The sequence below is a fragment of the Paenibacillus popilliae ATCC 14706 genome, from assembly GCF_000315235.1.
GTDB lineage: Bacteria > Bacillota > Bacilli > Paenibacillales > Paenibacillaceae > Paenibacillus_B > Paenibacillus_B popilliae.
The window spans coordinates 54,015-75,789 of sequence record NZ_BALG01000133.1 but is presented as its reverse complement, the minus strand read 5'-3'; the positions used below and the strand labels follow the sequence as shown (position 1 = coordinate 75,789).

The window sequence follows — 21,775 nt, the reverse complement described above, 5'->3', positions numbered from 1 at the left end:
AAAGGATTCAGAGATTATAAATCCGATTGAAATAGGGCTTGCGAAGCATTAGCTAGTATATTTTACCGTGTTGAAGATGAAGCATTTCGTGTACAGTTATGGGTATGTCCGTATAATAGAGGAAGGAGCGGCCTTTTGCCAGGCTGCTTTTTTGTGCGATCAATGATAACCACGCCCTAGAAGGAGGACGCGATGAATATTCTAGTTGTCGATGACGAGCAGAGCATCTTGAACCTCATCCGTCTCAATCTCGAGATTGAAGGCTACACGGTACACACGGCCGCGAGCGGCCAAGCCGCTCACGAACAATGGCAGGCGCAACAGATAGATTTGATTATTCTTGATGTTATGCTTCCCGATACAGATGGGTATCAATTGCTACGCGAGTTCCGCAGCAGCAATTCAGACGTTCCCGTCATCATGCTTACCGCCAAAGGACAAATCAACGACAAGTTGCTGGGACTGCAATTAGGCGCTGATGATTACCTCGTCAAGCCGTTCCACAGCACGGAGCTGCTGCTCCGAATCAAGGTGATCGAAAGACGGATGAAAAAACAAGAGCAGACGAACTCCGGATCCAGCATCATGCATTGCGGACCTTTTCGAGTCGATCCGGAAAAGCGCGCGATAGTTGTGAACGGACAGGACATTACGCTAACGTATCGAGAGTATGATCTGCTTCTGCTGTTATTATCCAATAAGCAGCGTATCTTCACTCGCGATGATCTCCTTATGAAGGTGTGGAAGCTTGATTATCCGGAAAATACGAGAGCAGTCGATATTATGATACAGCGCCTCCGCAAAAAGCTAGGAAAAGAAGGAGAGCGAATCAAAACCATTTACGGCGTCGGATACAAAATAGATTGTTGATTTGCACGCCATTTTGAACAAGGTGGACAACCCATGACTTTACAAAAACGCTTTCACTTGGCACTTCTTGCCCTATTCATTCCTGTCATGCTTTTTCTCTATATCGTGCTTGATATTTCTTTGCAGAATAATGTTTATCAATCCGCGGTCAATTCGCTGCAAAAGCTAAGCGTAGAAGCTCAGATCTACACGATCAATTATGTGGAGCGCGAACAAAAAGGAAAACCAGACTTCACGCTTCAAAAAGGCGCGCCGCTTATTGCCTCATATCTGTCCAAGCGCATGGGCGTTCGCGTACAGCTCATTAACGCGCATCATCTCGTCCTGGCCGATACCGAGCGTGGAGCGCTGTCTTATGTGAATCAGGATATGGAACAAGCGATGCATGGCAGTAAGTCCTATATGATTCAAAAGGCCTCTCCTTCTCCATTGCTGCTGTTCTCCAGCCCAATCTACGTCGACAATCAAGTCATCGGATTAATTCGATTCCTCCAGCCCTTGGAGAATGAATCACAGCTGCTCAAGCGAATGAAGATCACCTTCGCGGTTGCTTGCTTGCTTCTTCTCGCTGCCGCCGTGTTGATTGCGAATCGCTTCGCCAAGTCGCTGAGCAAACCGATCGAGCAGCTTCGAGATATGGCGAAGAAGCTCGCCAACGGCCATTACGGCAGCCGTATCGAACTAAGCGGTTATGAGGAAATAAGTCAGCTGGCGCATTCCTTGCATGCAATGGCCGATGCAATCGAGCTGCACATCAAGCAGCTAAGCCGGGAGAAGGACAAGCAGCGCGAGTTCCTGGATCGAGTCACCCATGAGCTAAAGACGCCTCTGACCGCGATTATGGGATATTCGAACCTAATTCCACGTCTGAAGGATCCGAAGAATGTTCAAGAAAGCCTGCGCCATATCTCCGTGGAAAGCGAGCGCATGCTTACACTTGTCGAGGAACTGCTCAGCCATTCCAAGTATGGAGACAGCCCGTTCTCGGTATCTCCTACCATATGCGATATCGCGGCGATTGCGAGCGAAGCCATGTATATAATGCAGCCACGACTCGATAAATATCAGATTCGGCTGCACAACGAGCTAGTAACTACAATAGTTGTCGCAGATCCGGATAAGACGAAGCAGATTTTCCTGAACCTGCTCGATAACGCAATCAAATATAGCGATGCATCCGAGCTAGTGATTCAACAGACATCAAGCGATAATGCAGAGCGAATTACGATCCGGGACGATGGAATCGGCATAAGCCATTCACTCATTGCACGGTTCGAAAGCTCTTCATCGGACGCAGCCCTGACATCGACCGCAGGCAATGGCTTCGGATTGCTAATATGCAAGCAGCTGATGGCCCTGCAAGGAGGAGAAATGTCCATACAATCCGAGGATGGGATCGGAACGACAATCACGCTCCAATTCCGCTCACCGGCAGCATTGGATACACATCCTACGCCAACATGCTCTAAATAATACATTTGCGAAACAATTCCGTGGAAATTATGAAATGATGATTGTTTATGCTGAGCAAGGAGAGTAATGCAGAATGAACAAGCTTATATGGAGTGCCTTTCTTTTTACGGGAATCATTCTATTGCTGTCTTTTGCCGGGTTCTTCCTGAATGAGCAGGTCTATCAGAAGGTCGGCATTATCAATGATAAGGATGAAGTATTGCGAAAAGTAAGCGATTCCCTTCCTGTTCAAGCAACAATTTCTCATCAGAAATGGGGATCTTTGCATGTCAATGATGAGGTAAGTCTGCACGCGTTCGTATCCTATATGGATCGGATCAAGCAGGAGTATGAACCGAAGCTGTCTACTGATACCGACAGTGAACAGGCCATTCTCTCGGGACGCATCCAATATTTGAACGGAAGCGAGCAGACCTTTGAGCTTGGCAGCACCTTTACCCTAGGCAAATGGTCTTACGGCCCAGGACATGAGACTCCTCTGCTGACTGCCCTGCAGACTCAGCTGCAAAGTCTTTTTTTTACGCCCGAGCATTTCGCACAATTCATACGAACTGCAAAGGGGCTCACTTTCCGTTCTGACGGCGTACAAGGAAATTTGCTTGATCATGAAAAGGGTTACTTGGTGTCCAGCATTCAACAAGCATTGGAAATCAAAGATCAGGTCGAAATTAAGCAATTGTTGCTCCGCAAGCAAGAGCCGCTCGGCTCTATTACTGCATACAAGGAGGACAAGGAGCTGAAAAATGACCGCAGCAATATCCTGCATATCGTCGTTTATTCCGGCTATGTTGTCATGCAATATATGGGCGATGACAACGGAAATTCGATTTATTTGCAGGCAGGCTTGGGGAAACTGCTGCTTCATGGAAAGAACGAAAAGGCGGATATAAGATGACACGATTACTCTACCTTTTACTATTCGTCTGTCTCGTTACGCAGGCAGGCTGTTCCAATGATCATCATGTCATTACTGTGGATGAGCAAGGTATGCCCGACATGAAAGGGCGCCATCTGGTTGCATACGTGGCCGCTCGTGAAGAAGTCGGCAGTGCCCTGCTGTCCTCATTCTGTCAACAAACAGGATGTACGTACGAATACATCCGACTGTCGACAGAGGAGATATTGCGCCGTGTGTCTCAGGAATCAACGAAGCCGCAAGCGGATCTCGTCATTGGGGGAACGATCGATGCGCACATGACGATGAAGGAAGAGGATCTATCCTCCCCGATTCGCAGCGCAAATATGGATCTTATCCCTTTCCCGTTCAAGGATGAGGACAGTTATTGGGCTGGTTACGAGGTTGAGCAGTTATCCATTGCGGTTAATCGCGAACGCTGGGATCAAGAATTTGCGCCGCTCGGGTTGAAGTTCCCTAAGACGTGGGAAGAACTGCTTGTTCCTGCATATCGCGGCAAGATCGTCATGCCAGATCCGAATTATTCAGGAACCGCGTACACGTTTATCGCCTCGTTATACGATGCATGGGGCGAGCAGAGAACTTCCGATTATTTGCGACAGTTGAATCGCAATATCGGTCTGCTTACTGTAAACGGCTTCATGCCGGCACAATACGTCAGCTCGGGCGAGTATGCAATCGGTATCAACTTTCTGGGAGATCAGCGCAAGCTGCGCGAGGCCGGGTTCGATATCGTAAGCAGCGTTCCGATAAAAACGAGCCTATTCGCCAATGGCATATCGAAAATCCGGAACGGGCCCAATGAGGCCGCTGCAGACTGGTTCATCAATTACTGCTTGTCACAAGAGGCTGCGGCTGTCTTGGAACGAGTGTCTTACGGCACCCCGACCGTTCACGAGAATAAGCAGGATGTAGAGAAGTCTGCTGTCTTGCCTGTACACAGTTCTATGCGTAGGCATGAGCAAATCCTAGACCTGTGGAACAGAATGCGTGCGGACAAAAAAGGTCAAGGAGAATGAAGAATGTTTGGTTGGTTGAAAAAAGCTCCCGCCATACCTCGATTGCCGGAGCACATGATCGCGAAGATGTACCGAATTTTCCGTATGCGTACTATAATCGGCATTTTTATCGGTTACGCAGGCTACTACTTAGTACGCAGCAACTTTACGTTGTCCACACCCTATTTGAAGAGTGAGTTCGGGTTCAGCCCTTCTCAAATCGGTATGTTGAGCGCGGCACTTGCCGTTACCTACGGAATAAGCAAATTCTTCATGGGGAATTTGGCGGATAAAGCCCATACGCAGCGATTTATCGCTGTTGGTTTGTTCTTGTCTGCCGTAGTTAACCTTATCTTAGGATCTACTTCCTCGTTCGGTCTCATCTTCATGATGCTTGTCGTGAACGGGGTGTTTCAAGGGATGGGCGCTCCTCCTTGCAGTATCGTACTGGCGAACTGGTTCTCGAAGAAAGAGCGCGGTACGTATATGGGAATCTGGAATACGTCCCATAATATCGGCGGAGGCATTATCGCGCCAATCATCGGTGTTGCATTAGGGATTCTCGGCTCTGCTTACTGGCAAACCGGAATTTTCGTCGTTCCCTCGATTATGGCCATGATTATCGCCGTTTTCGTATGGTTCTGCGGCAAGGATACTCCACAATCGGTTGGTCTGCCGCCAATCGATGAATATCGCAACGATTATGACGATGTGGAACGCAATCCAGACGGCGACAAGCTGTCCATGAAAGAAATCTTGATCAAATATGTACTTAAAAACAAATTCATCTGGTACCTGTGCTTGGCGAACGTATTCGTGTACTTCATTCGCTTCGGCGTCTTGAACTGGGTACCATTATACTTGACGGAAGAAAAAGGCTTCACGCAATCGCAATATCACATTGCATTTGCTGTATTCGAATGGGCAGCCATTCTGAGCTCGCTCGTCGTCGGTGTGCTTAGCGACAAGTTGTTCAAAGGCAACCGGATGCCGCTCTGTATTATCAGCATGATCGGCGTCGTGTTGGCTACGCTTGTGTATTGGCAGTCTTCGAGCGTCCTCGTAATTACTATCGCCGTATCCATTATCGGCTGTCTCATCTATGTGCCGCAGTTCTTGATTGGCCTTAGCGCAATCGACTTCGTACCGAAGTTCGCTGTAGGTACAACTGTTGGTTTGACTGGTTTGTTCGCTTACTTGTTCGGTAACTTGACTGCAAGCGCACTTGTTGGATTCATCGTCGAATCCTCCGGTTGGAACGGTTGCTTCCTGTTGCTTCTCTTGAGTGGCGTACTGGCAACACTCTTCCTGACGATGATTCAGGTCGGTCGCAAGAAGAAGCTGGCTAACGCTGCGAACCAAGCGTAAGTCGTAGCAGGATATAAATTATAAAAAATAACCCTCTGATGTCACGCTACCAGGGCTGGGCATCAGAGGGTTTCCTATTTATTCAACATTTTGCGGGAGTTTTATCAACACTCTGGAACCGGCGTTCACCGGACCTTCAACTTTCCTCATAAATAAAATAACGCAATCAAGCGCATCCTAAAACAATAATAAGGTTGACCGCCGTCCGGCAGAATTAATTTTGCATGACGAAGTCGCAATCCACCTTCACGTTCTCGTCGTTGAACACCTTCAAAATATTGTACTTCGTGTCCCGCTGCGCCGGAATTTTGCCGGCCTCGCGGATAAGCTGCAACGTACTGCTAATGTTGACCTTATGCGTCGTTCCTGCCGCAGAGACGACATTTTCCTCAATCATTGTGCTGCCGAAGTCATTGCAGCCGTAGCTTAGCGTCTTCTTGCCCACTTCTGGCCCCATCGTTACCCAGGACGCCTGGAAGTTCGAGATATTATCAAGGAAGATGCGGCTGATCGCCAGCGTCTTCAAATATTCCTCCGGGCTGACCGGCTCACCCTTCATATTCGTATTCTCCGATTGGAACGTCCATGGAATGAAGGCAAGGAAGCCCTTGGACGGATACTTGTTCTCCAGGCACTCGTCCTGGGCGATGCGGATCCGCTCCAGATGAAGGGCGCGCTCCTCCAGGAGCTCGCCGAAACCAACGACCATCGTCCCGGTCGTGTTCATGCCGACCTTGTGCGCGGTCTGCATCACATCCATCCAGTCGCGCCAGGAGCCTTTGAGTCGGCTGATTTTGCGGCGGGTGCGATCGTCCAGAATCTCTGCACCGCCGCCTGGCAAGGAGTCAAGCCCTGCCTCGTGAATCATGCGCACCACTTCCTCCAGAGACAAACCGTCCGATACTTCCTTCATCTTCCATATTTCCGCCGGAGAGAAGGAATGCATCGTAATTCTAGGGAAGCGCTCCTTAATCGCTTTGAGCAGATTCGTATAATAGCTGAACGGAAGCTCCGGATTCGTTCCGCCCTGCATCAAAATTTCCGTTCCGCCGACATTGATCGTTTCCTGAATCTTCTGGAAGATGACTTCGTCCGGAAGCACGTAGCCTTCTTTGGAACCCGGTACGCGGTAGAACGCGCAGAACCGGCAGTACGTATCGCATATATTCGTATAATTCACATTACGTCCGATGACGAACGTAGCGATCGGTTCAGGATGCCAATTCAACATGATCTGGTTGGCGACATGCCCGATCTTCTCCACCTGATCGGACGCGAACAACGTCACACACTCATCCGTGTCGATACGTTCACCGCGCAGCGCTTTATCCAAAATGCGATCAATCGGTGACATCGTCACAGTCACTTCCTCTCTCAAAAGTTGCATGCTGTATGAGCGTACATGCAGCACAAAGCGGATGCATCCAGTACGATGCTCCTCTATTCACAAAGTCATTCGATATCCGATCCTGACATACGCCGCTACGCGATCAAGCATAGGAGCGTTCATGTCAATGACTTCATAATCGTACCACAATAATGGGTGAAAAAACAGCACCCTCTCTAGCGAAATCAGGCGCACGACATGGACGGTTCTTCGCGTTTATTGAATGCCGGCGGCTCGTAAATGTCATGGATGATGGAACGTCGTTGCCTCATGCCGGACTCCATTTCTCGGCTCCGCTTATCCTTGCTCCACCTCCAACCGGGCAGCTTCCAGCACCTGCGCCAGCTCTTCGATCAAGTCGTCGACATGCTCGATGCCGACGGAGAAGCGCAGCAGCCGCTCGTCGACCCCGATCCGGTCCCGAATTACCGCCGGAATGTCGGCGTGAGTCTGAACCGCAGGATACGTCATGAGCGACTCGACGCCGCCCAGGCTCTCCGCGAACGCGATCAGCTTCAGATAGCGTAGAATTGGATCGACATAGCGGGCATTCTTCAAGCGGAAGGAGAAGATGCCCGTGTTGCCGGAGGCTTGGCGCCGCTGAATCTCGAAGCCCGGATGGTTCACCAGTCCAGGGTAATAGACCGCTTCGACAGCCGGGTGCTCCAGCAGCCATTCTGCGATGCGGGTCGCGTTGTATTCATGGCGCTCCATCCGCAGCGCCAGCGTCTTCATGCCCCGCATCATCTGATAGCAATCCGACGGACTCAGCACAGCGCCGATCGAGTTGTGAAGGCAAGCCATCTCTTCCGACAGCTCGCGCCCCTTCGTCACGATAAGGCCGGCCAGCACATCGTTGTGGCCGCCGAGATATTTCGTCGCGCTATGTACGACGATGTCTGCTCCCAGCTCCAGCGGTCGCTGGAAGAACGGCGTCAGCAGCGTATTGTCCACAATCGTCAGCAGATCGTGCTTCCTCGCCCAGGCCGCCACCCGCTCGATATCCGTAATCATCATCAGCGGATTGGTCGGCGTCTCAATGAAGACCGCCTTCGTCTGCGGCAGGCGGGACGACTCCAGCGCATCTAGGTCATTCGTGTCGACATAGGTGGCGGCAACCCCGCAGCGGGACCATATCCGCTCCAGCAGACGGTACGTACCGCCATACAGATCGAGCGACACGATCAGATGATCGCCTTGCCCGAACTTGGAGAGCACCGTCTGTATCGCGGCCATGCCCGAGCTGCAAGCGAAGCCGGCATCGCCTTGCTCCAGGGCGGCTGCCGCTTCCTCCAACACGGTACGTGTCGGATTCTTCGTACGGATATAATCGAAGCCCGTGCTCTGTCCCAATCTCGGATGACGATAGGCGGTAGCCTGATAAATCGGATAATTAACGGCTCCTGTGGCCGGATCGTGAACCGACCCGATCTGGGCAAGCCGGCTTTCCATGCGGCAATCGGCTTCGTTGCGCTGCACCATTATACGTTGGCCCCTTCCTTACGCCATTCGGCTTTGCCCAGTTCGTATGGCGTTTCCTGATAGACATAGTAGTTCAGCCAGTTCGAGAATAACAGATTGGCGTGGGCGCGCCACGACGAACGCGGCTGGCGTGACGGATCGTTGTTCGGGAAATAATTGACCGGCAGATCCATCTCCATCCCTTTGGCAATATCCCGATCGTATTCCCATTTCAACGTGCAAGGGTCGTACTCGGAATGACCGGACACGAAGATGTGCTTCCCGTCCCGCGTCGCCACAAGATATACGCCCGCCTCTTCCGACTCGGCGAGAATATCCAGTTCAGGGACGCGCTCCACGTCCTCGCGGCGAATCTCCGTATGCCGGGACTGTGGCACGAGGAATACGTCGTCGAAGCCGCGCATCAGCCTCACATTGTCCAAGGTCGTACAGTGCGGATACACGCCGAAAATTTTGCGATCGAGCGGATATTTCGGAATGCCGTAATGGAAGTACAAACCAGCTTGGGAAGCCCAGCAAATATGTAACGTGGAGGTCACATTTGCGGAAGACCATTCCATAATACGGCACAGCTCGCTCCAATACGTTACTTCGTCAAATTCCATCTGCTCTACCGGCGCTCCCGTAATTATCATGCCGTCGAATGGCTGTTCCTCGATTTCATCAAATGTCTTATAAAATGCCGATAAATGTTCAGCGGATGTAGTTTGGGACGTGTGCGTCGCAGGATGAAGCAGCGTCACATCCACTTGCAGCGGCGTATTGCCTATGAGGCGCAGCAAGTGGATCTCGGTCGTTTCTTTCGATGGCATCAGATTCAAGATGACAATTCGCAACGGACGAATATCTTGGTGATACGCGCGGGTTTCGTCCATGACGAATATATTCTCCTGTGACAATATTTCTTTGGCTGGCAAATGATCGGGAATCTTGATCGGCACGACGCACTCCTCCTTCATGACATCCATCATGGCTTGGTTGTCGCTTGCGGTATAGCGGTATAATGGTACAAAAAAACCTTCCCCGACACTCGAGAAAGGTTGTGCATTGCCTGGTTCATGCGCCTCTCTCATCTGTCAGCAGCCGTCTGCTGACCGCTGCCGCAAGAAGCACCGTGCGCACTGCAGATACGTCCTTGAATGCAAGAACGGCTCTACGCATCTGCCGGTTGCCGGGTTTCATCGGGCCGAAGATTTGGTAATAATTTAAAGCTAAGCCAAGCAATATGTCAAGAGGAAATCACCTTTTTCTCCTTCCGGTATTTCGTATTCCATATACGTCGCGGCAACCCGATTTTGTCTTGAAAAAGGGACGTGCCGAGCAGTATACTAAACAGGTGCCTGAACGGTCACTTTGTCATAAAACGTTCGAAGCTTTTCGTAAAATCATGTAATATTTAACGGCTCTAGACTGCATCTGCCCTGCGCGAATCGTCTGAACAGACGAAGCAAGCTGCTGCATGCCGAAAGGGGGGAAAGCAATGAAAATCCGTCTAGTTAGCGAAGGCGTCTTTACGCCCGTGGATGACATACAGATGACACTGACTCCACCGGAGAACGGCTTCTATTGGTTAGATGCCGACCTCGAAGATCTGGTCGAGCTGCAGCCCTTGTTCTCCATTCATGATCTCGCTGTCGAGGACTGCATGAGCGAGGAAGAGCAGCGGCCCAAAATCGAAATTTATGAGAACCATTACTTCATCGTTCTTAACAGCATCCGGTTCGACGATGAGGAGATATTCCTGCGGGCCTTGAACATATTCCTCGGCAAGCACTACATCATCACCGTCACGAAGCAGAAAATCAATGAATTGCGCATGGTCAAGCCAATATTGTGGGAGCAGCAGGCAAGCGCGGCCGACCGCATGCTGTACCACTTAATCGATATTTTGGTGGATAACTACTTTTCGGTAGCCGATCGGATCGAAGTCAAGATCGACACCTTGGAGGAAGCACTGATCGTCAGCGCCAAGAAGGCCCATTTGAATGAGATTATCAGTCTTCGCAGCGAGATTCTATGGCTGAAAAAAGGATTGGCCCCGCAAAAAGAGGTGCTGCTTGTCCTCTACCGGAAAGATCTGCGGCTTATCGATGACGATCTGCAGAAGTACTTCCGGGATATCTATGAAAATGCGGTCAAAGTCTCCGAGACGTTCGAGACATTCCGCGACCTGATGGGCAACCTGCGTGAATCCTATCAGCTCAGCATCGCCAACCGCGCGAATGATATCATGCGCGTATTTACCGCGATTACGACGATCTTCATGCCGCTGACGCTCATTACCGGCATTTACGGTATGAATTTCGATTTTATACCATTCATGTCATGGGGATACGGATCGCTCTATATTATCGGCTTTATGCTCATTCTCGGGGTCCTTTTGTTCTACCTGTTCCGTAAAAAAGACTGGATCTAAGAGAGTCCGAAAAACGACCTTTTATTATATGTATTGATGAACAAACCCGCTTCAAGGGATGCGGGTTTGTTCATCAATGTTGTCAGGTTAAGCAGCTAAAGCCCTCTCTGAACCATCTGAGCTTGGGCCAGGCTCCGGTTTTGGTATGGTCGGCAAGCTCGATGGTCCGGTAACTAAAATCAAGCTTCACATCCATATTTATCAATAGTAACCTCATACTCTTCCTTCGTCGCTTTGTTGACGGCTTTCATCTTAATGAAATCCTGAATCAGAATATTCGTATTATCCAAAACAGAGTCGTTGACAGCCCCTGTAATTTTTCCTTTGCGTTCCTGCGGATGATCTACCCAAATCTCTGGCTTCTCAACCTCGACTGCGGGAGCTGTATTGTCGATCCAGACAGGTGTGCGCTGATCATCCAAACATTCGCCATTTACAACGGGCACCAGATAATATTTACCGTCGGCAAGTGGAATGGAAGGGTTCCCAACTAGACTTCCGCCCCAATCGTTGGACAATAATCCCGGGTTCTCTTCCATTGTATTTACGTATGCATCCCCGACTTCTTCACCATGGCGATTTAGGATAGTTAGTTTGAAATCGTTGATTTTTTTATTGAGCTGCGAACTTAGTTTTGTCTTATTATGGTCGGGATGCCCGTTCGGCGCAAATATTTTGGGGCTGACCCTAAGCTTCTCGATTACGGGCACTTCAAATTGTTTACCGACATACACGTTTACAGGAAGCCTGATCTCGTGGCCACCATCGCCTTTCAATATAATATTGCCTTCGAAATTCCCTGTTACGTGAGCCGGGATGTGCAATATCACGTCGAACATCTGCCCAGGGCTAACGGTTGCCACACTCGACGTTACGATTCCGCCGTCTGTAGGCCAATCGATGGCGACCGAATATGACTGACGGGCATTGGAGATGCTCTTCAGCCGTACCGTTTTCTTATACGTATTAGTCGGAGATATGGCCCCGAACGATAGGCTGCCCGTTTCATATTCGAACGGTGCGCCGGGATGATCTTTAAGCGGAACGTTCGCTGTCTCTTGCACCAAGGCGATTGCCGGAGCCTCTATGCAGCGCTTCAAATCAACCCGGCCTGCACCTTGTTCCGTCAGCTTATATAGGTTCCCCGTGCGATCTTTCAGATCTACGGCATGATTCATTATCAGCGCCTTGATTTCATCCGGAGTCAGATCAAGGTTGTTCTTGCGGGAATACTCCACCAGCAATGCTGCAGCGCCGGCGATATGTGGCGAAGCATAGCTCGTGCCTTGTGAGCTTTCGTACGCGTGTTCGTAATTGCCGTCCCAGGCCGGCACGGATGATGTGATGGCCACGCCCGGCGCGGCAATGTCCGGCTTTATCGTATAGTCTGGCAGCGCAGGACCGCGTGAGCTAAAGGAAGCAAGCATATCTTGCTCCTCGACATCGGTGCAGACAACCGTGTTCTCCTAACCGGATGTAATATCATTTTTCAAGATAAGGCCGTCGGCTTGCGAAATAGCATACGTAGGAACGAATTCATCGACGTCCCCATGAAGGTTGGGGGCCCAATCGCCATCTTTGTCGTTGAAAATAATGAGCACCGCGGTTCCGGCTATTTTGGCGATTCTCGATTTGTTGCCGGACCTGATTTTGCCGCGAGCGACGAGCACGAGCTTCCCTTTCACGTTTTTGTTTTTATAATCATCTGGCGTTCCGAATCCGGCATAGACCGCTTCAAGCGGATGATCTACGGCCAGAACCAGAGATGGAGTGGCGTGATGCGAGAAAAACTTCTGATACAGTCCCTCGACGTGAAACACCGGGGTCAGGACTGGAGGGCAAGAGGCGGCAACGGAAATGGCCGCATGGGCTCCTCCCGGACAATTCAGCATGCGCGGCTTCGGTCCGGAATTGCCCGCAGCGACGGCCACGACGATACCGGCTTTGGTCGCATTGTCCAGCGCAACCGATTCGGCGGTGTACTGGAAGTTGTAATCGCTGCCGAACGACAGATTGAGAACATCTACCTGATCTTGATAGACGGCATGCTCAATCGCGCGTAAAGTCCTTTCCGTATTTCCTTTCCCATATGGCCCGTTAACGCGATAAGCATACAGGTCTGCCTGCGGCGCGATTCCACGGATTTTGCCGCTATCGCCGGGATGGTCGTCATTTCCTCTGCCGACAATGATTCCTGCGACATGCGTACCATGGGTGGTATGATACTCTTTTCCATCGATTTTGGGCTTTGCCTTATTTGGTTGCGTCTCCATCGGATCATCGTCGTTATCGACGAAATCGTACCCGCCTTTCAAGGCGCCCTTCAGGCTCGGATGATGGTAATCGACACCAGAGTCAAGCACCCCGACCTTGATGCCTGCTCCCTCATAGCCTGTTGCAGTTCTACGATCACGGTAATCCTGTCGCTGCTGTCCGCAGGCGGGACAAAGTTTTGTGCTATGGCACCAGATCGGTTCTGTTCAGAGATGCGGGGGAGTTGCAGCTTGGTTGCAGGCTGCTCCGTGAACTGATCCTTGACTTCGCTCTGCAGTTGATGCGCCGTCTCGGAGGCGTCCCCGTCCATTTTGTTGGTCGCGCCCGCTACTCCCGGCAACACCATGTCGGCAAGCAGCAAGGCACTAAGGATTAAAGATATGAAATTGCGAAATGAATGCCGTCTCAAACGTAAGCCTCCTTTGTATAATTGTCGGATTTCTCCTTGATGCAGGCAAATGGCGGCCTCAGCCTCCTTTATTGCGGGCGGTATGGAATACATGATATTTGTCAAATGATGTCGATATATGAATCAAGCTTACATCTACTTCGTATGGAAGGTAAGGGGACGATTCCCTATATCCCCATTCCTTTCCCTGTTGAATAATGTCGAAAATTTTCTAACCGCACCTTTTCTTTGAGACTTCCAAGCACTTCACTTGTTCCGTCCGTATTTACTCCTGTTGCAATTAAGAGCCCGCAGGAACGCACATGACCGTCTTCACGCACCTTCAAGTACATGGCATCCACCAGTATAAAGGGAAAGTGGCTCTACTAAAAACCGTGGATGCTTTCTCAACGGCTCTTCGTTTTGTTTTTCGATACGGACATAATACCACTAATAAATATTTTCTTGAGAATTTTGTTGAAAATCATACCATTAGTTTCTGATAATCTGATACTTTAGTCCTATTTATATAAAAAAACATCCCTGTAAATCTTAATTTTTTGAATTCAATTTAATACGATAGGAGGCTATATTATATTAAAAGAGGCTCAATCAAAAATGATTAAAACTACGGCAACTGGAGGTATTGAATTAGACTCAAAGCTTGTAGGCGATGTTAATATCCTTAACAACTATGTCACAGAAGGTCCAGACAAATTATTGCACATTGATCCTAAAGCAAAAGAAAAAGTTAACCATGAATCAACGTGATACTGAATTATTTGCATATCAAATGAACCAATTTAAAGCAGGATTTGCCACAGAAGCCGCTATAGCGGGGGTGATTGGTGGCATAGTAAGCGGACCCGCCGCATGGTCTGCTGCGGCAGCCGGTGCACTAGTGTCGCTTGGCTACAGTCTAGTCGCTAACAGTCTTGAGGCGCTCAATAATCCAAATGGTACCACGCTTAATGTACATTGGTTACCAGTTCTACATTACGAAGTCACAGAAAACAGTCAAAAACCATATTGATTATGTTATAATTAAAGTTACACTTCCGGGGATGTGATTCTTTGATAGCGTATCGCCAATATTAAGTGTTACTACTCTTCTTCTTTATGGAGGGTGATTTTACATGTTTATGCACTAATTACTGTAGGAGTTGTTGTATGGATCTTTTAACGCTTAAATAAACCCAATGTTATTAGTGCGATATTGGTGTTAGTTATAACCTTAACTAGTGCGATTTACCAGTTTATAAACAACTCAGATGATTTCTCGATATTTGATGTTACGACTTTAAGCTTTGTATTGATCATTATCGTTACCATAGCAACAATTCGTCGAAAAAACGATTAGTAATTCTGGATGACTGTAATCAGGGGTATATTCCCAATTACAGTCATTTTTTGTCTCTTCAACTTTTCGGCCATTTCCCCATCTGCTTCAATATCCGATCTAACACCACCGCTAACTCAGCCCACATAATCTGCCCATTCGTTCATGCTCCCCCCCAGATTAACCAGCCTTCGTCTGTCGCGCCTGCCGCCTCTCCCGTCTGCGGTGCAGGAGCCGGAGAAAGCGAATCCGTTCATAATTGGTCTGGATTTCGGAAGCCGACAGCTCCAGTGCCGCTTCGCCGAATACTTTGATATAGATCGGCTTGATATACTCGTCCCCCAATTCAATGAGGGCAGACTCGACCGCTTCTCGCTCGGGGGGAGGCATAGAAGCCAGCTCTTCCTCGGCCAGCCCTTCGATCGCGCCGCCTTCCTTCGCAATCTTCTCGATGCGCATAATCATTTCGCGCCGATCCACCTGGAGTAGATCCATCAGCTGCTCGATCCCCATTCCTTGCTGCAGCCCTTCCATCAGCAGGCGGCGCTCCGATATTTTGGCCAACTCATTTGCCTGCTTCGCTTCCCATTCCACATAGACCCATCTGGCGAATTCAGGCTCGCTAACAGCAGCGGCCACCCAGTCCAGCGGGAAATCCGTCGTGCGGGCATACTGCTTCGTTATTTGAACAATCTCTTCGCCGAAGTCGCGAACCTTCACTGCGCCGAACCCCGGAATCTGCTCCAGCTCCTCCGATTGCTGCGGCAAATAGGCGCTGACCATGCGAAGCATCCGGTTCGAAGCGATCCAGTACGGAGCGCGTCTGAGCCTCGTGGCCGCTCCCCTGCGCCATTGGGCCAGCCGATCGTACACCTCCGAATTCGGATGGAGATCGGCATAGCAGGCGATCCACTCCTGCTGCTCCCGCATGCGGCGCTCATGAATGTCCACCTCTGGAACGAAGCCAAGCGACAGCCGATACCCTGCGCTCATGAGTCGCGCCATGCCCCACCGTAGTGAAGCTCGCATCTCGACCCAATCGCCGCCTTCGAACCAGATCTCCGGCTCCGCTCCTTCCGCCTCCCACAGCACCATCCATTGCCCCTGCTCCTCGCCTGCGGTCAGGAGCCCGAAGGGAGCCGCGCACGAGTCTTCCTTCCGCTTGCCGCCGCGCTTCGGCCGCTTCTCGCTCCCATCCTCCTCCATACTACGCTCTAATCGTACCATCCATACAACCTGCATGATCTACCATCCTCCTTCTCGCTTCTCAATACCACCCATACCTAAGCGCAAAAAAAAGAAAGCACCTCTTCCAATGCAGCCTACGCATTATGAAGAGGTGCTTCCTCGTCCTAGTTATGAGTTTATATAGATTATAACATGACTGCGGAATCTGTCAATTGATTATGACCTTTACGCAAGCGTGCGGTATAATGATAGTGTTACTGATACAAGGAGGCTCTTCCCATGAGTGCACATGAACTCGATTTTTTGGCCGATCATACTGAAATGACATCAACGAGGTTCGTTACGTTTATCGGCGGCAGCATGCGCCGCTTCAATCTCGCGCTTACCATAACTTCCCGCTTCTATGGCAAGACGCTCGTCACCGATCTGCAGAGCGGTCTGACCTCGATTCTCGGACAGGACGATCTGGAAGAGGAAGGCTATCTCGAGCATTTCTACCAGTTAACGGACGAAGAGGCCGCCGATCTGCGCCAATTCCTGTCCCTTGTTGTCGGTGCCGCGCATTTTACCGACTGATTTGGACTCCGCGATGTCCAGACACGAGCTTACTCAGAGCACCAGAGCACATTGCTCAGCTCCCGTCCCGGTGTAGAGAAACATATGATCATTACTCTTAAAATTATCACTCTAATTGAGATAATATAAGGTAGCGTTGTAACCTGTAACCGTCAAGGTACTTTTGAGCAGATTCCGCTAAATAATTTTCAACACCTAGATATTCCTAAATATGGTTTCTCGATGCTTGAGGCGGAAGCTGTCTCCGCTCAACTTAATGACCTCGCTCTTATGCAAGATCCGGTCGAGAATGGCGGTCGTGATGGCCGGATCACCGAGCAATTCACCCCAATCCTCCGGTCCCTTGTTCGAGGTCAGAATGATAGATGTTTGACCATAGAGCTTGTTCACAAATTGAAAGAATAAATGCGATTCCCCTTTCTCCATGGCCATGAACATCAAATCATCAATGATTACTAGGTCGGATCCCAAAATACGCTTCATTCGGGTCTGTGATGTTCGTGCTATCTCATGTGTCTTGAGGAGATGGATGAGGGTATCCATCGCAACAAAACTGACCCGATGCCCTCTCCCTAACGCTTCGATTCCAAGCCCCACGGACAGGTGAGCCTTTCCTACCCCAGGCGGGCCTAAAAGGATTACATTGTAGGTGTGCTCCAGCCAGAGCAGTTCCCGCAATTGCTCCATATGGCGCTTGCTGAGTGACTGCTGTTCCTCCAAATGAAAGTCATCCAACGATTTTATGAAAGGGAATGCGGCCCATTTCATCCGTTTCGTTCGCTGTTTTTCTTCCCGCCTTTGCAGCTCGTACTTGAGGAGATGGCGCAGGAAATGACTACAGCTCCAGGTAGTGGCTCACGGCATCTGCAAAGTCGGCAGCACGGTACAGGCTGTGCGGGCCTGATCCACATCCGTGAATCGTTCAGCCACATGATCGATGTACGCCTGAACACCCTTTGTCCGATCTCTGCCGTGATTATGGTTTCGTATGAGTTCACCCTTGCGATGAAGACAAAGCGTATGCTCCGCCAGGATGTGCCCCGAGCCTTCCTCATAGATGATCAGTTTGTTGTCTTCCGCAACCCGTACAGCGACTTCCTTATCGGACCCGTCATACGTACCGATCGGGACGGTATACCGGTTCGATTCATACCAGATGGTATTGTCCTTCCGTACGGTCCTTGTTATACTGGAGTTGCTTATTCTTTCTATTTTTTTCTGGACTGGGCGGAGGTGCGCTTTTTCTGAAGCGTACACTTCGGCCGGTATTTTTTGGGTCGTATGATGCATCTTGGCGTTGCCCGTGCGGCTTAGCCAGGCCAAGCACTGTTCATTGAGCTTGTCAATATTTGTGAATGAACGATGCCTTGCAAAGTTGCGTTTGATGTATTTCACCACGTTCTCTATTTTGCCTTTGCTCTCCGGATCGGCTTTGCGACACATATAAATCTGGAACTCACGCTCTTCCACATACTTTGCGAACTCGTGCGTCAGAATGAGATCACCGTGGTTCTCGCTGGTTAACAACAAATGGTCTTGGTCATTTGTACCGAGAATGAGATAGGACAAAGGTGATGAACCATAGCTTGACCAGATGGCCTTCTGGATGTCTGAGTTTGGTTTCCCCGAAGTCCATTTGTATCTGCCTGCCCATCGGGAGTTCTTCCACCGCTTCGTATTGTCTAATTCGCACCATCTTAGGGATTGCATATTCTATTCGCAAACCTCGTACATAGCTTCGAACAGTACTCTCAGCGACCTCTATGTCCTTATGACGTTCCTTCAGCCAATCCATAACCTGGGCAGCGGATAGATCAGGATATTGGCGCAACCCGTTGACGATCTCTGGTTCAAACAACTCCAACTTCTTTGATCGTGTCTCAAGTCCCTCCATAAATGGTTTGTACTCATCTACCGTCATGTTCCAGAACTTGATCACCGTATTCCTGGATATATTCAGATTCCTTGCCACTTGCGACTTCTTTTAAACCTAACCTTTTTTGTTCCTGAATAACGAAGTACATAGGCCACCTTTCTTCTTTCTTCACACCGCTTCCCCCTGATGTTGGATTTACCAGTTCTATGATAGCTTAATAGGAAGGGTATGGCACATTCTGTTCATTCTTATTTAGCGAAATCTGTTTATTTTAGTTTAGCAGTTACAATTGGTTCTCCATCGACTCCCCACTAACTGGATAGCCCAATTCAGAACATGCCTTATCATACCTACCTATCAGAATTAAAAATTTTAGTTAATTAGCAGAAGGAGGGATTGAGCAATTATGGATAATTTGAATCCAAAGTCAATAATATGCTTGTCTATGAAATCAAAGAAAAGGCTATGCAAATCCGCTCGGAAGGCAACAGAACCAAGGAATTACATTCCATCAACACCGCCTAATACTCCAATCGCATGGTTTGAAAATGCACTTTTTTTCATTTATTTTGTAACAATTGTTCAAAAAAAAGAGTATGCTTGCCGATATAAATAGTACAAGGAACATTACCGTTTCTTGAATATCTCATCCGAGGGGAGGGAATTGAAATGGGAGCATTGGCATCGATTGGTGTTTCGATTTTTAGTGCAGTTTTTGGTTGGGCTTTTCCTAAAGTTATGAATCGCATTTTTGGCTAGTACGTCTAAACGCAATACCTTCACACCAAAGCCCCTGAATCTTGGCATTCTGCCTGGTTCATGGGCTTTCCTCTTACTCTACCTGTAAATCCCCTCCCCGAAAAAGCTGCCCCTTATCGTTACGGAACATCCTGTCCATTCCCGCTAGGAAGGAACAAAACCAAGCACCTCTCCTCTCATTTTCTCCAATTCGGATGGTTCCCTCACGCAATTTCTTTCATTTTCTTTCTAACAATTGTTCAAAAAGAGGGTATGCTTGCCGAAATAAATAGTACAAGGAATGGATCGGCTACACTTCGTTGGACAACAAAAATGAGAGCTTGTAGAATAAAGCAAGTGGTGCAACTCTACGAAAACGAAAAATCCCGAGCAGACATTGTGGAGGAATATGACCTCTCCGGAAGAGAATGAACTGATCGCCTTACGGAAAGAGAACCAGCGCCTCAAAATGGAGAACGACATTTTAAAGCAAGCCGCGCTGATCATGGGACGAAAGCAGCTATCATCCAGAACAATCGTGATAAATACTCGGTATCAGCAATGTGTGACGTCCTGCAAATCGCAAGAAGTACGTTCTACTACGAATACGAAGCCAAAGAAGAGACGAAAGAAGATGACGTAACCGAAGCTATTATGGACATTCGACGGTGAAAGGCGATTTGCATCAGATTCAGTGGTTTCACACCGACCGGGGAAGTGGGTTTACAAATCAAAAAGTGGATTTGAAGACTTTTGAAATCGACCGATCGCTCCGTATGAAAGGCTGTCCGTTTGACAACACCGTGGCAGAAGCCGCCTTTAAGGTCATGAAAACTGAATTTGTGAACCAGATGAACTTCCAGAGCCTTCGTCACCTGAAAGTGGAACGGTACGATTACGTGAACGGGTACAACAAGCATCGCATTCATGGAACATTGGGGTATATAACTCCTGTCCACTACTTTTTCTTTAAGCGCATTAAAGGGCGCAACACCCTTTGTACCCCCCGAGGGTAACTATGAAGTTCATCGCGTCGCACTACACCGAAAACGATGAATCCTATCACAAACAAAGCGATAGTAAACAATGTTACGATACATATCGTCACCAGGTAAGCTAACTTAACGGGTATAATGGTAACTAACTGCTCACCTAGCCTTTCTACAAAAAAACCAAAGCCACTAGTTAACACGACGGTCAACAGAAAACCAGACCAACGAGTACCAAACACCTCAAAAGGAACTATTTTTTTCATAACACGCAAATTAAGCCATGTAATGAAAAGAAAACTCACTGCTGTCCCGCCGATGATACCATAAATATTAAAAAAGGGAAAAAGACAAAAACTTGCCAACAATTTAATGATAATACCAAGTGTAACACTAATCATAGGTATATAGGGTTTTCCTAAACCAAGTAAAATAGAACTGGTTATCATCATCGTAATTTGAAATATCGTTCCAAACGTAGCCATGGCAATAATCCCAGAACCATCTGGCGTACTAAACAACAAACCGTTTATAGAATACGCACCAACTGTCAATGCAACGACAATCGGCATACCACTTAATAAAGAAATTCTCATCCCTAAAGAAATTTGTTGTTTTAAATGACGAATATCTTGCTTAGCAAATGCTCCGGAAATAACAGGAATCATAGACATACACAGTGCAGTAGCCAATATGGGCGGAATCCCAGCAATGGATTGGCTACGGTATGTTAAAATTGAGGATAACTGTTGAGCACTCCATAAATCAACCTGTAATGAAAGCAACTGTGTCGTAATAGAGACATCAATAAAATTAACAGCGGGAACAGCCAATGATGCAATTACGGTAGGTACAGACAACGCAAATATAGAACGAAATACATCACTTAGTGGAACCTTTCTATCACCTGTACAACGCGAATAAATCCCAATTTTACGATCGGATTGACGTAACTTACGAATATAATAAACCATTACCATAAATGCACCAATACTCCCAAAAACACCACCAAAAGACGCACCTGCCGCTATCCATTTTTGAGAAGCACCATTTTTCAATAATAATAAGGCAAGGCAAATAGCAAAGAATACCCTTACTATTTGCTCCACGATTTGGGATACGGCACTAGCTTGCATCATATTTTTCCCTTGCGTATAACCTCTCATCATAGCTAGCACAGGAAAAATAAAAGCGTTGCAAAATACAACCGCTCAGCTTCACGCACTTTATTTAAAGCATAGTACTCAGAAACCATCTTACTCAACGTACTTGGAACACCAGCCGTTGCGATTGCGAGAAACATTAAATATACCGACTGTGACGTCACAAACAACGAACGCCCCACAGAATCCAGCATATAATCAAGTGGTACACGCTGAAATAAGCCAAGCATACGCGTTACTAACGATGCCGCAAAGAAAATAAACGTACCTTTGACAAATGATTTCTTTCTCAATATAAACTTTCTCTCCTTATTTGACTAAAATGAAAAAGTAC

Annotated in this window: 19 protein-coding genes and 4 pseudogenes; 10 read left to right on the top strand and 13 right to left on the bottom strand. The window is 48.5% G+C overall.

Features of this window, described 5'->3' with window-relative positions; translation table 11 throughout:
• Nucleotides 1-192 precede the first annotated feature (192 nt).
• From PPOP_RS10120 to pgtP, 5 genes are all read left to right on the top strand, one after another.
• Nucleotides 193-870: a response regulator transcription factor gene (locus PPOP_RS10120; RefSeq protein WP_006286209.1), complete on the top strand. Its 678-nt coding sequence runs from the start codon at nt 193-195 to the stop codon at nt 868-870.
• Between the two features lie 33 nt (nt 871-903).
• Nucleotides 904-2,343 carry a sensor histidine kinase gene (locus PPOP_RS10115; RefSeq protein ID WP_006286208.1) on the top strand — a complete coding sequence of 480 codons (1,440 nt, stop codon included), beginning with the start codon at nt 904-906 and terminating at the stop codon, nt 2,341-2,343.
• A 73-nt stretch (nt 2,344-2,416) separates the two neighbouring features.
• On the top strand, nt 2,417-3,238 hold the full coding sequence (locus PPOP_RS10110; protein ID WP_006286207.1) for a DUF3919 family protein: 822 nt from the start codon (nt 2,417-2,419) through the stop codon (nt 3,236-3,238).
• The gene (locus PPOP_RS10105) at nt 3,235-4,278 is read left to right on the top strand and encodes an ABC transporter substrate-binding protein (RefSeq protein ID WP_006286206.1); all 1,044 of its coding nucleotides are present in this window, start codon (nt 3,235-3,237) and stop codon (nt 4,276-4,278) included. The genes PPOP_RS10110 and PPOP_RS10105 overlap by 4 nt, the downstream gene beginning before the upstream one ends.
• Nucleotides 4,279-4,281: 3 nt before the next feature.
• The gene (gene pgtP / locus PPOP_RS10100) at nt 4,282-5,625 is read left to right on the top strand and encodes an MFS transporter (RefSeq protein ID WP_006286205.1); all 1,344 of its coding nucleotides are present in this window, start codon (nt 4,282-4,284) and stop codon (nt 5,623-5,625) included.
• A 214-nt stretch (nt 5,626-5,839) separates the two neighbouring features.
• Here pgtP and mqnC read toward each other — a convergent pair whose 3' ends face one another.
• The 3 genes from mqnC to metA form a co-directional block, all read right to left on the bottom strand.
• Nucleotides 5,840-6,979 (bottom strand): cyclic dehypoxanthinyl futalosine synthase, encoded by a 1,140-nt coding sequence (gene mqnC / locus PPOP_RS10095; protein WP_006286204.1) that lies wholly within the window; start codon nt 6,977-6,979, stop codon nt 5,840-5,842.
• 330 nt (nt 6,980-7,309) lie between these two features.
• On the bottom strand, nt 7,310-8,494 hold the full coding sequence (locus PPOP_RS10090; RefSeq protein WP_006286203.1) for a PLP-dependent transferase: 1,185 nt from the start codon (nt 8,492-8,494) through the stop codon (nt 7,310-7,312).
• Nucleotides 8,494-9,435: a homoserine O-acetyltransferase MetA gene (gene metA, locus PPOP_RS10085; protein ID WP_006286202.1), complete on the bottom strand. Its 942-nt coding sequence runs from the start codon at nt 9,433-9,435 to the stop codon at nt 8,494-8,496. Before metA ends, PPOP_RS10090 begins: the two co-directional genes overlap by 1 nt.
• Nucleotides 9,436-9,974: 539 nt before the next feature.
• Here metA and corA point away from each other — a divergent pair.
• Nucleotides 9,975-10,910: a magnesium/cobalt transporter CorA gene (corA, locus tag PPOP_RS10080; protein WP_006286201.1), complete on the top strand. Its 936-nt coding sequence runs from the start codon at nt 9,975-9,977 to the stop codon at nt 10,908-10,910.
• Nucleotides 10,911-11,089: 179 nt separating this feature from the next.
• Here corA and PPOP_RS24180 read toward each other — a convergent pair whose 3' ends face one another.
• The 4 genes and pseudogenes from PPOP_RS24180 to PPOP_RS24165 form a co-directional block, all read right to left on the bottom strand.
• Nucleotides 11,090-12,337: a S8 family serine peptidase gene (locus PPOP_RS24180; protein ID WP_006286200.1), complete on the bottom strand. Its 1,248-nt coding sequence runs from the start codon at nt 12,335-12,337 to the stop codon at nt 11,090-11,092.
• Between the two features lie 39 nt (nt 12,338-12,376).
• On the bottom strand, nt 12,377-13,273 hold the full coding sequence (locus tag PPOP_RS24175; RefSeq protein WP_006286199.1) for a S8 family serine peptidase: 897 nt from the start codon (nt 13,271-13,273) through the stop codon (nt 12,377-12,379).
• Nucleotides 13,234-13,593 (bottom strand): hypothetical protein, encoded by a 360-nt coding sequence (locus PPOP_RS24170; protein WP_006286198.1) that lies wholly within the window; start codon nt 13,591-13,593, stop codon nt 13,234-13,236. Before PPOP_RS24170 ends, PPOP_RS24175 begins: the two co-directional genes overlap by 40 nt.
• A gap of 236 nt (nt 13,594-13,829) precedes the next feature.
• Nucleotides 13,830-13,949, bottom strand: a pseudogene (locus PPOP_RS24165) (transposase); the annotation flags it as partial.
• A gap of 241 nt (nt 13,950-14,190) precedes the next feature.
• Between PPOP_RS24165 and PPOP_RS22715 the strand changes: the two are divergent.
• Both PPOP_RS22715 and PPOP_RS10070 read left to right on the top strand, forming a co-directional pair.
• Nucleotides 14,191-14,343, top strand: a complete 153-nt coding sequence (locus tag PPOP_RS22715) for a hypothetical protein (RefSeq protein WP_006286197.1) — start codon at nt 14,191-14,193, stop codon at nt 14,341-14,343.
• The gene (locus PPOP_RS10070; RefSeq protein ID WP_006286196.1) at nt 14,330-14,605 is read left to right on the top strand and encodes a hypothetical protein; all 276 of its coding nucleotides are present in this window, start codon (nt 14,330-14,332) and stop codon (nt 14,603-14,605) included. Before PPOP_RS22715 ends, PPOP_RS10070 begins: the two co-directional genes overlap by 14 nt.
• A 486-nt stretch (nt 14,606-15,091) precedes the next feature.
• Here PPOP_RS10070 and PPOP_RS10065 read toward each other — a convergent pair whose 3' ends face one another.
• Nucleotides 15,092-16,153, bottom strand: a complete 1,062-nt coding sequence (locus PPOP_RS10065; protein WP_006286195.1) for an HRDC domain-containing protein — start codon at nt 16,151-16,153, stop codon at nt 15,092-15,094.
• A gap of 225 nt (nt 16,154-16,378) precedes the next feature.
• On the opposite strand from PPOP_RS10065, the gene PPOP_RS10060 reads away from it, so the two are divergent.
• Nucleotides 16,379-16,675, top strand: a complete 297-nt coding sequence (locus tag PPOP_RS10060) for a DUF3055 domain-containing protein (protein WP_006286194.1) — start codon at nt 16,379-16,381, stop codon at nt 16,673-16,675.
• A 195-nt stretch (nt 16,676-16,870) separates the two neighbouring features.
• Here the strand turns inward: PPOP_RS10060 and istB are convergent.
• From istB to PPOP_RS23350, 4 genes and pseudogenes are all read right to left on the bottom strand, one after another.
• Nucleotides 16,871-17,521 (bottom strand): annotated as a pseudogene (istB, locus tag PPOP_RS10055) (IS21-like element helper ATPase IstB); the annotation flags it as partial.
• Nucleotides 17,522-17,530: 9 nt separating this feature from the next.
• Entirely contained in the window at nt 17,531-18,145 is a 615-nt protein-coding gene (locus PPOP_RS23360) for a transposase (protein ID WP_199898964.1), read from the bottom strand.
• Between the two features lie 70 nt (nt 18,146-18,215).
• The gene (locus PPOP_RS23355; RefSeq protein WP_006286191.1) at nt 18,216-18,596 is read right to left on the bottom strand and encodes a hypothetical protein; all 381 of its coding nucleotides are present in this window, start codon (nt 18,594-18,596) and stop codon (nt 18,216-18,218) included.
• Nucleotides 18,583-18,723 carry a hypothetical protein gene (locus PPOP_RS23350; protein WP_006286190.1) on the bottom strand — a complete coding sequence of 47 codons (141 nt, stop codon included), beginning with the start codon at nt 18,721-18,723 and terminating at the stop codon, nt 18,583-18,585. The genes PPOP_RS23355 and PPOP_RS23350 overlap by 14 nt, the downstream gene beginning before the upstream one ends.
• Nucleotides 18,724-19,622: 899 nt before the next feature.
• Between PPOP_RS23350 and PPOP_RS20500 the strand changes: the two are divergent.
• Nucleotides 19,623-20,305, top strand: a pseudogene (locus PPOP_RS20500) (IS3 family transposase).
• On the opposite strand, the pseudogene PPOP_RS10040 reads toward PPOP_RS20500, so the two are convergent.
• Nucleotides 20,248-21,671 (bottom strand): annotated as a pseudogene (locus tag PPOP_RS10040) (oligosaccharide flippase family protein). The pseudogenes PPOP_RS20500 and PPOP_RS10040 sit on opposite strands and share 58 nt — an antisense overlap.
• Nucleotides 21,672-21,775: the final 104 nt, after the last annotated feature.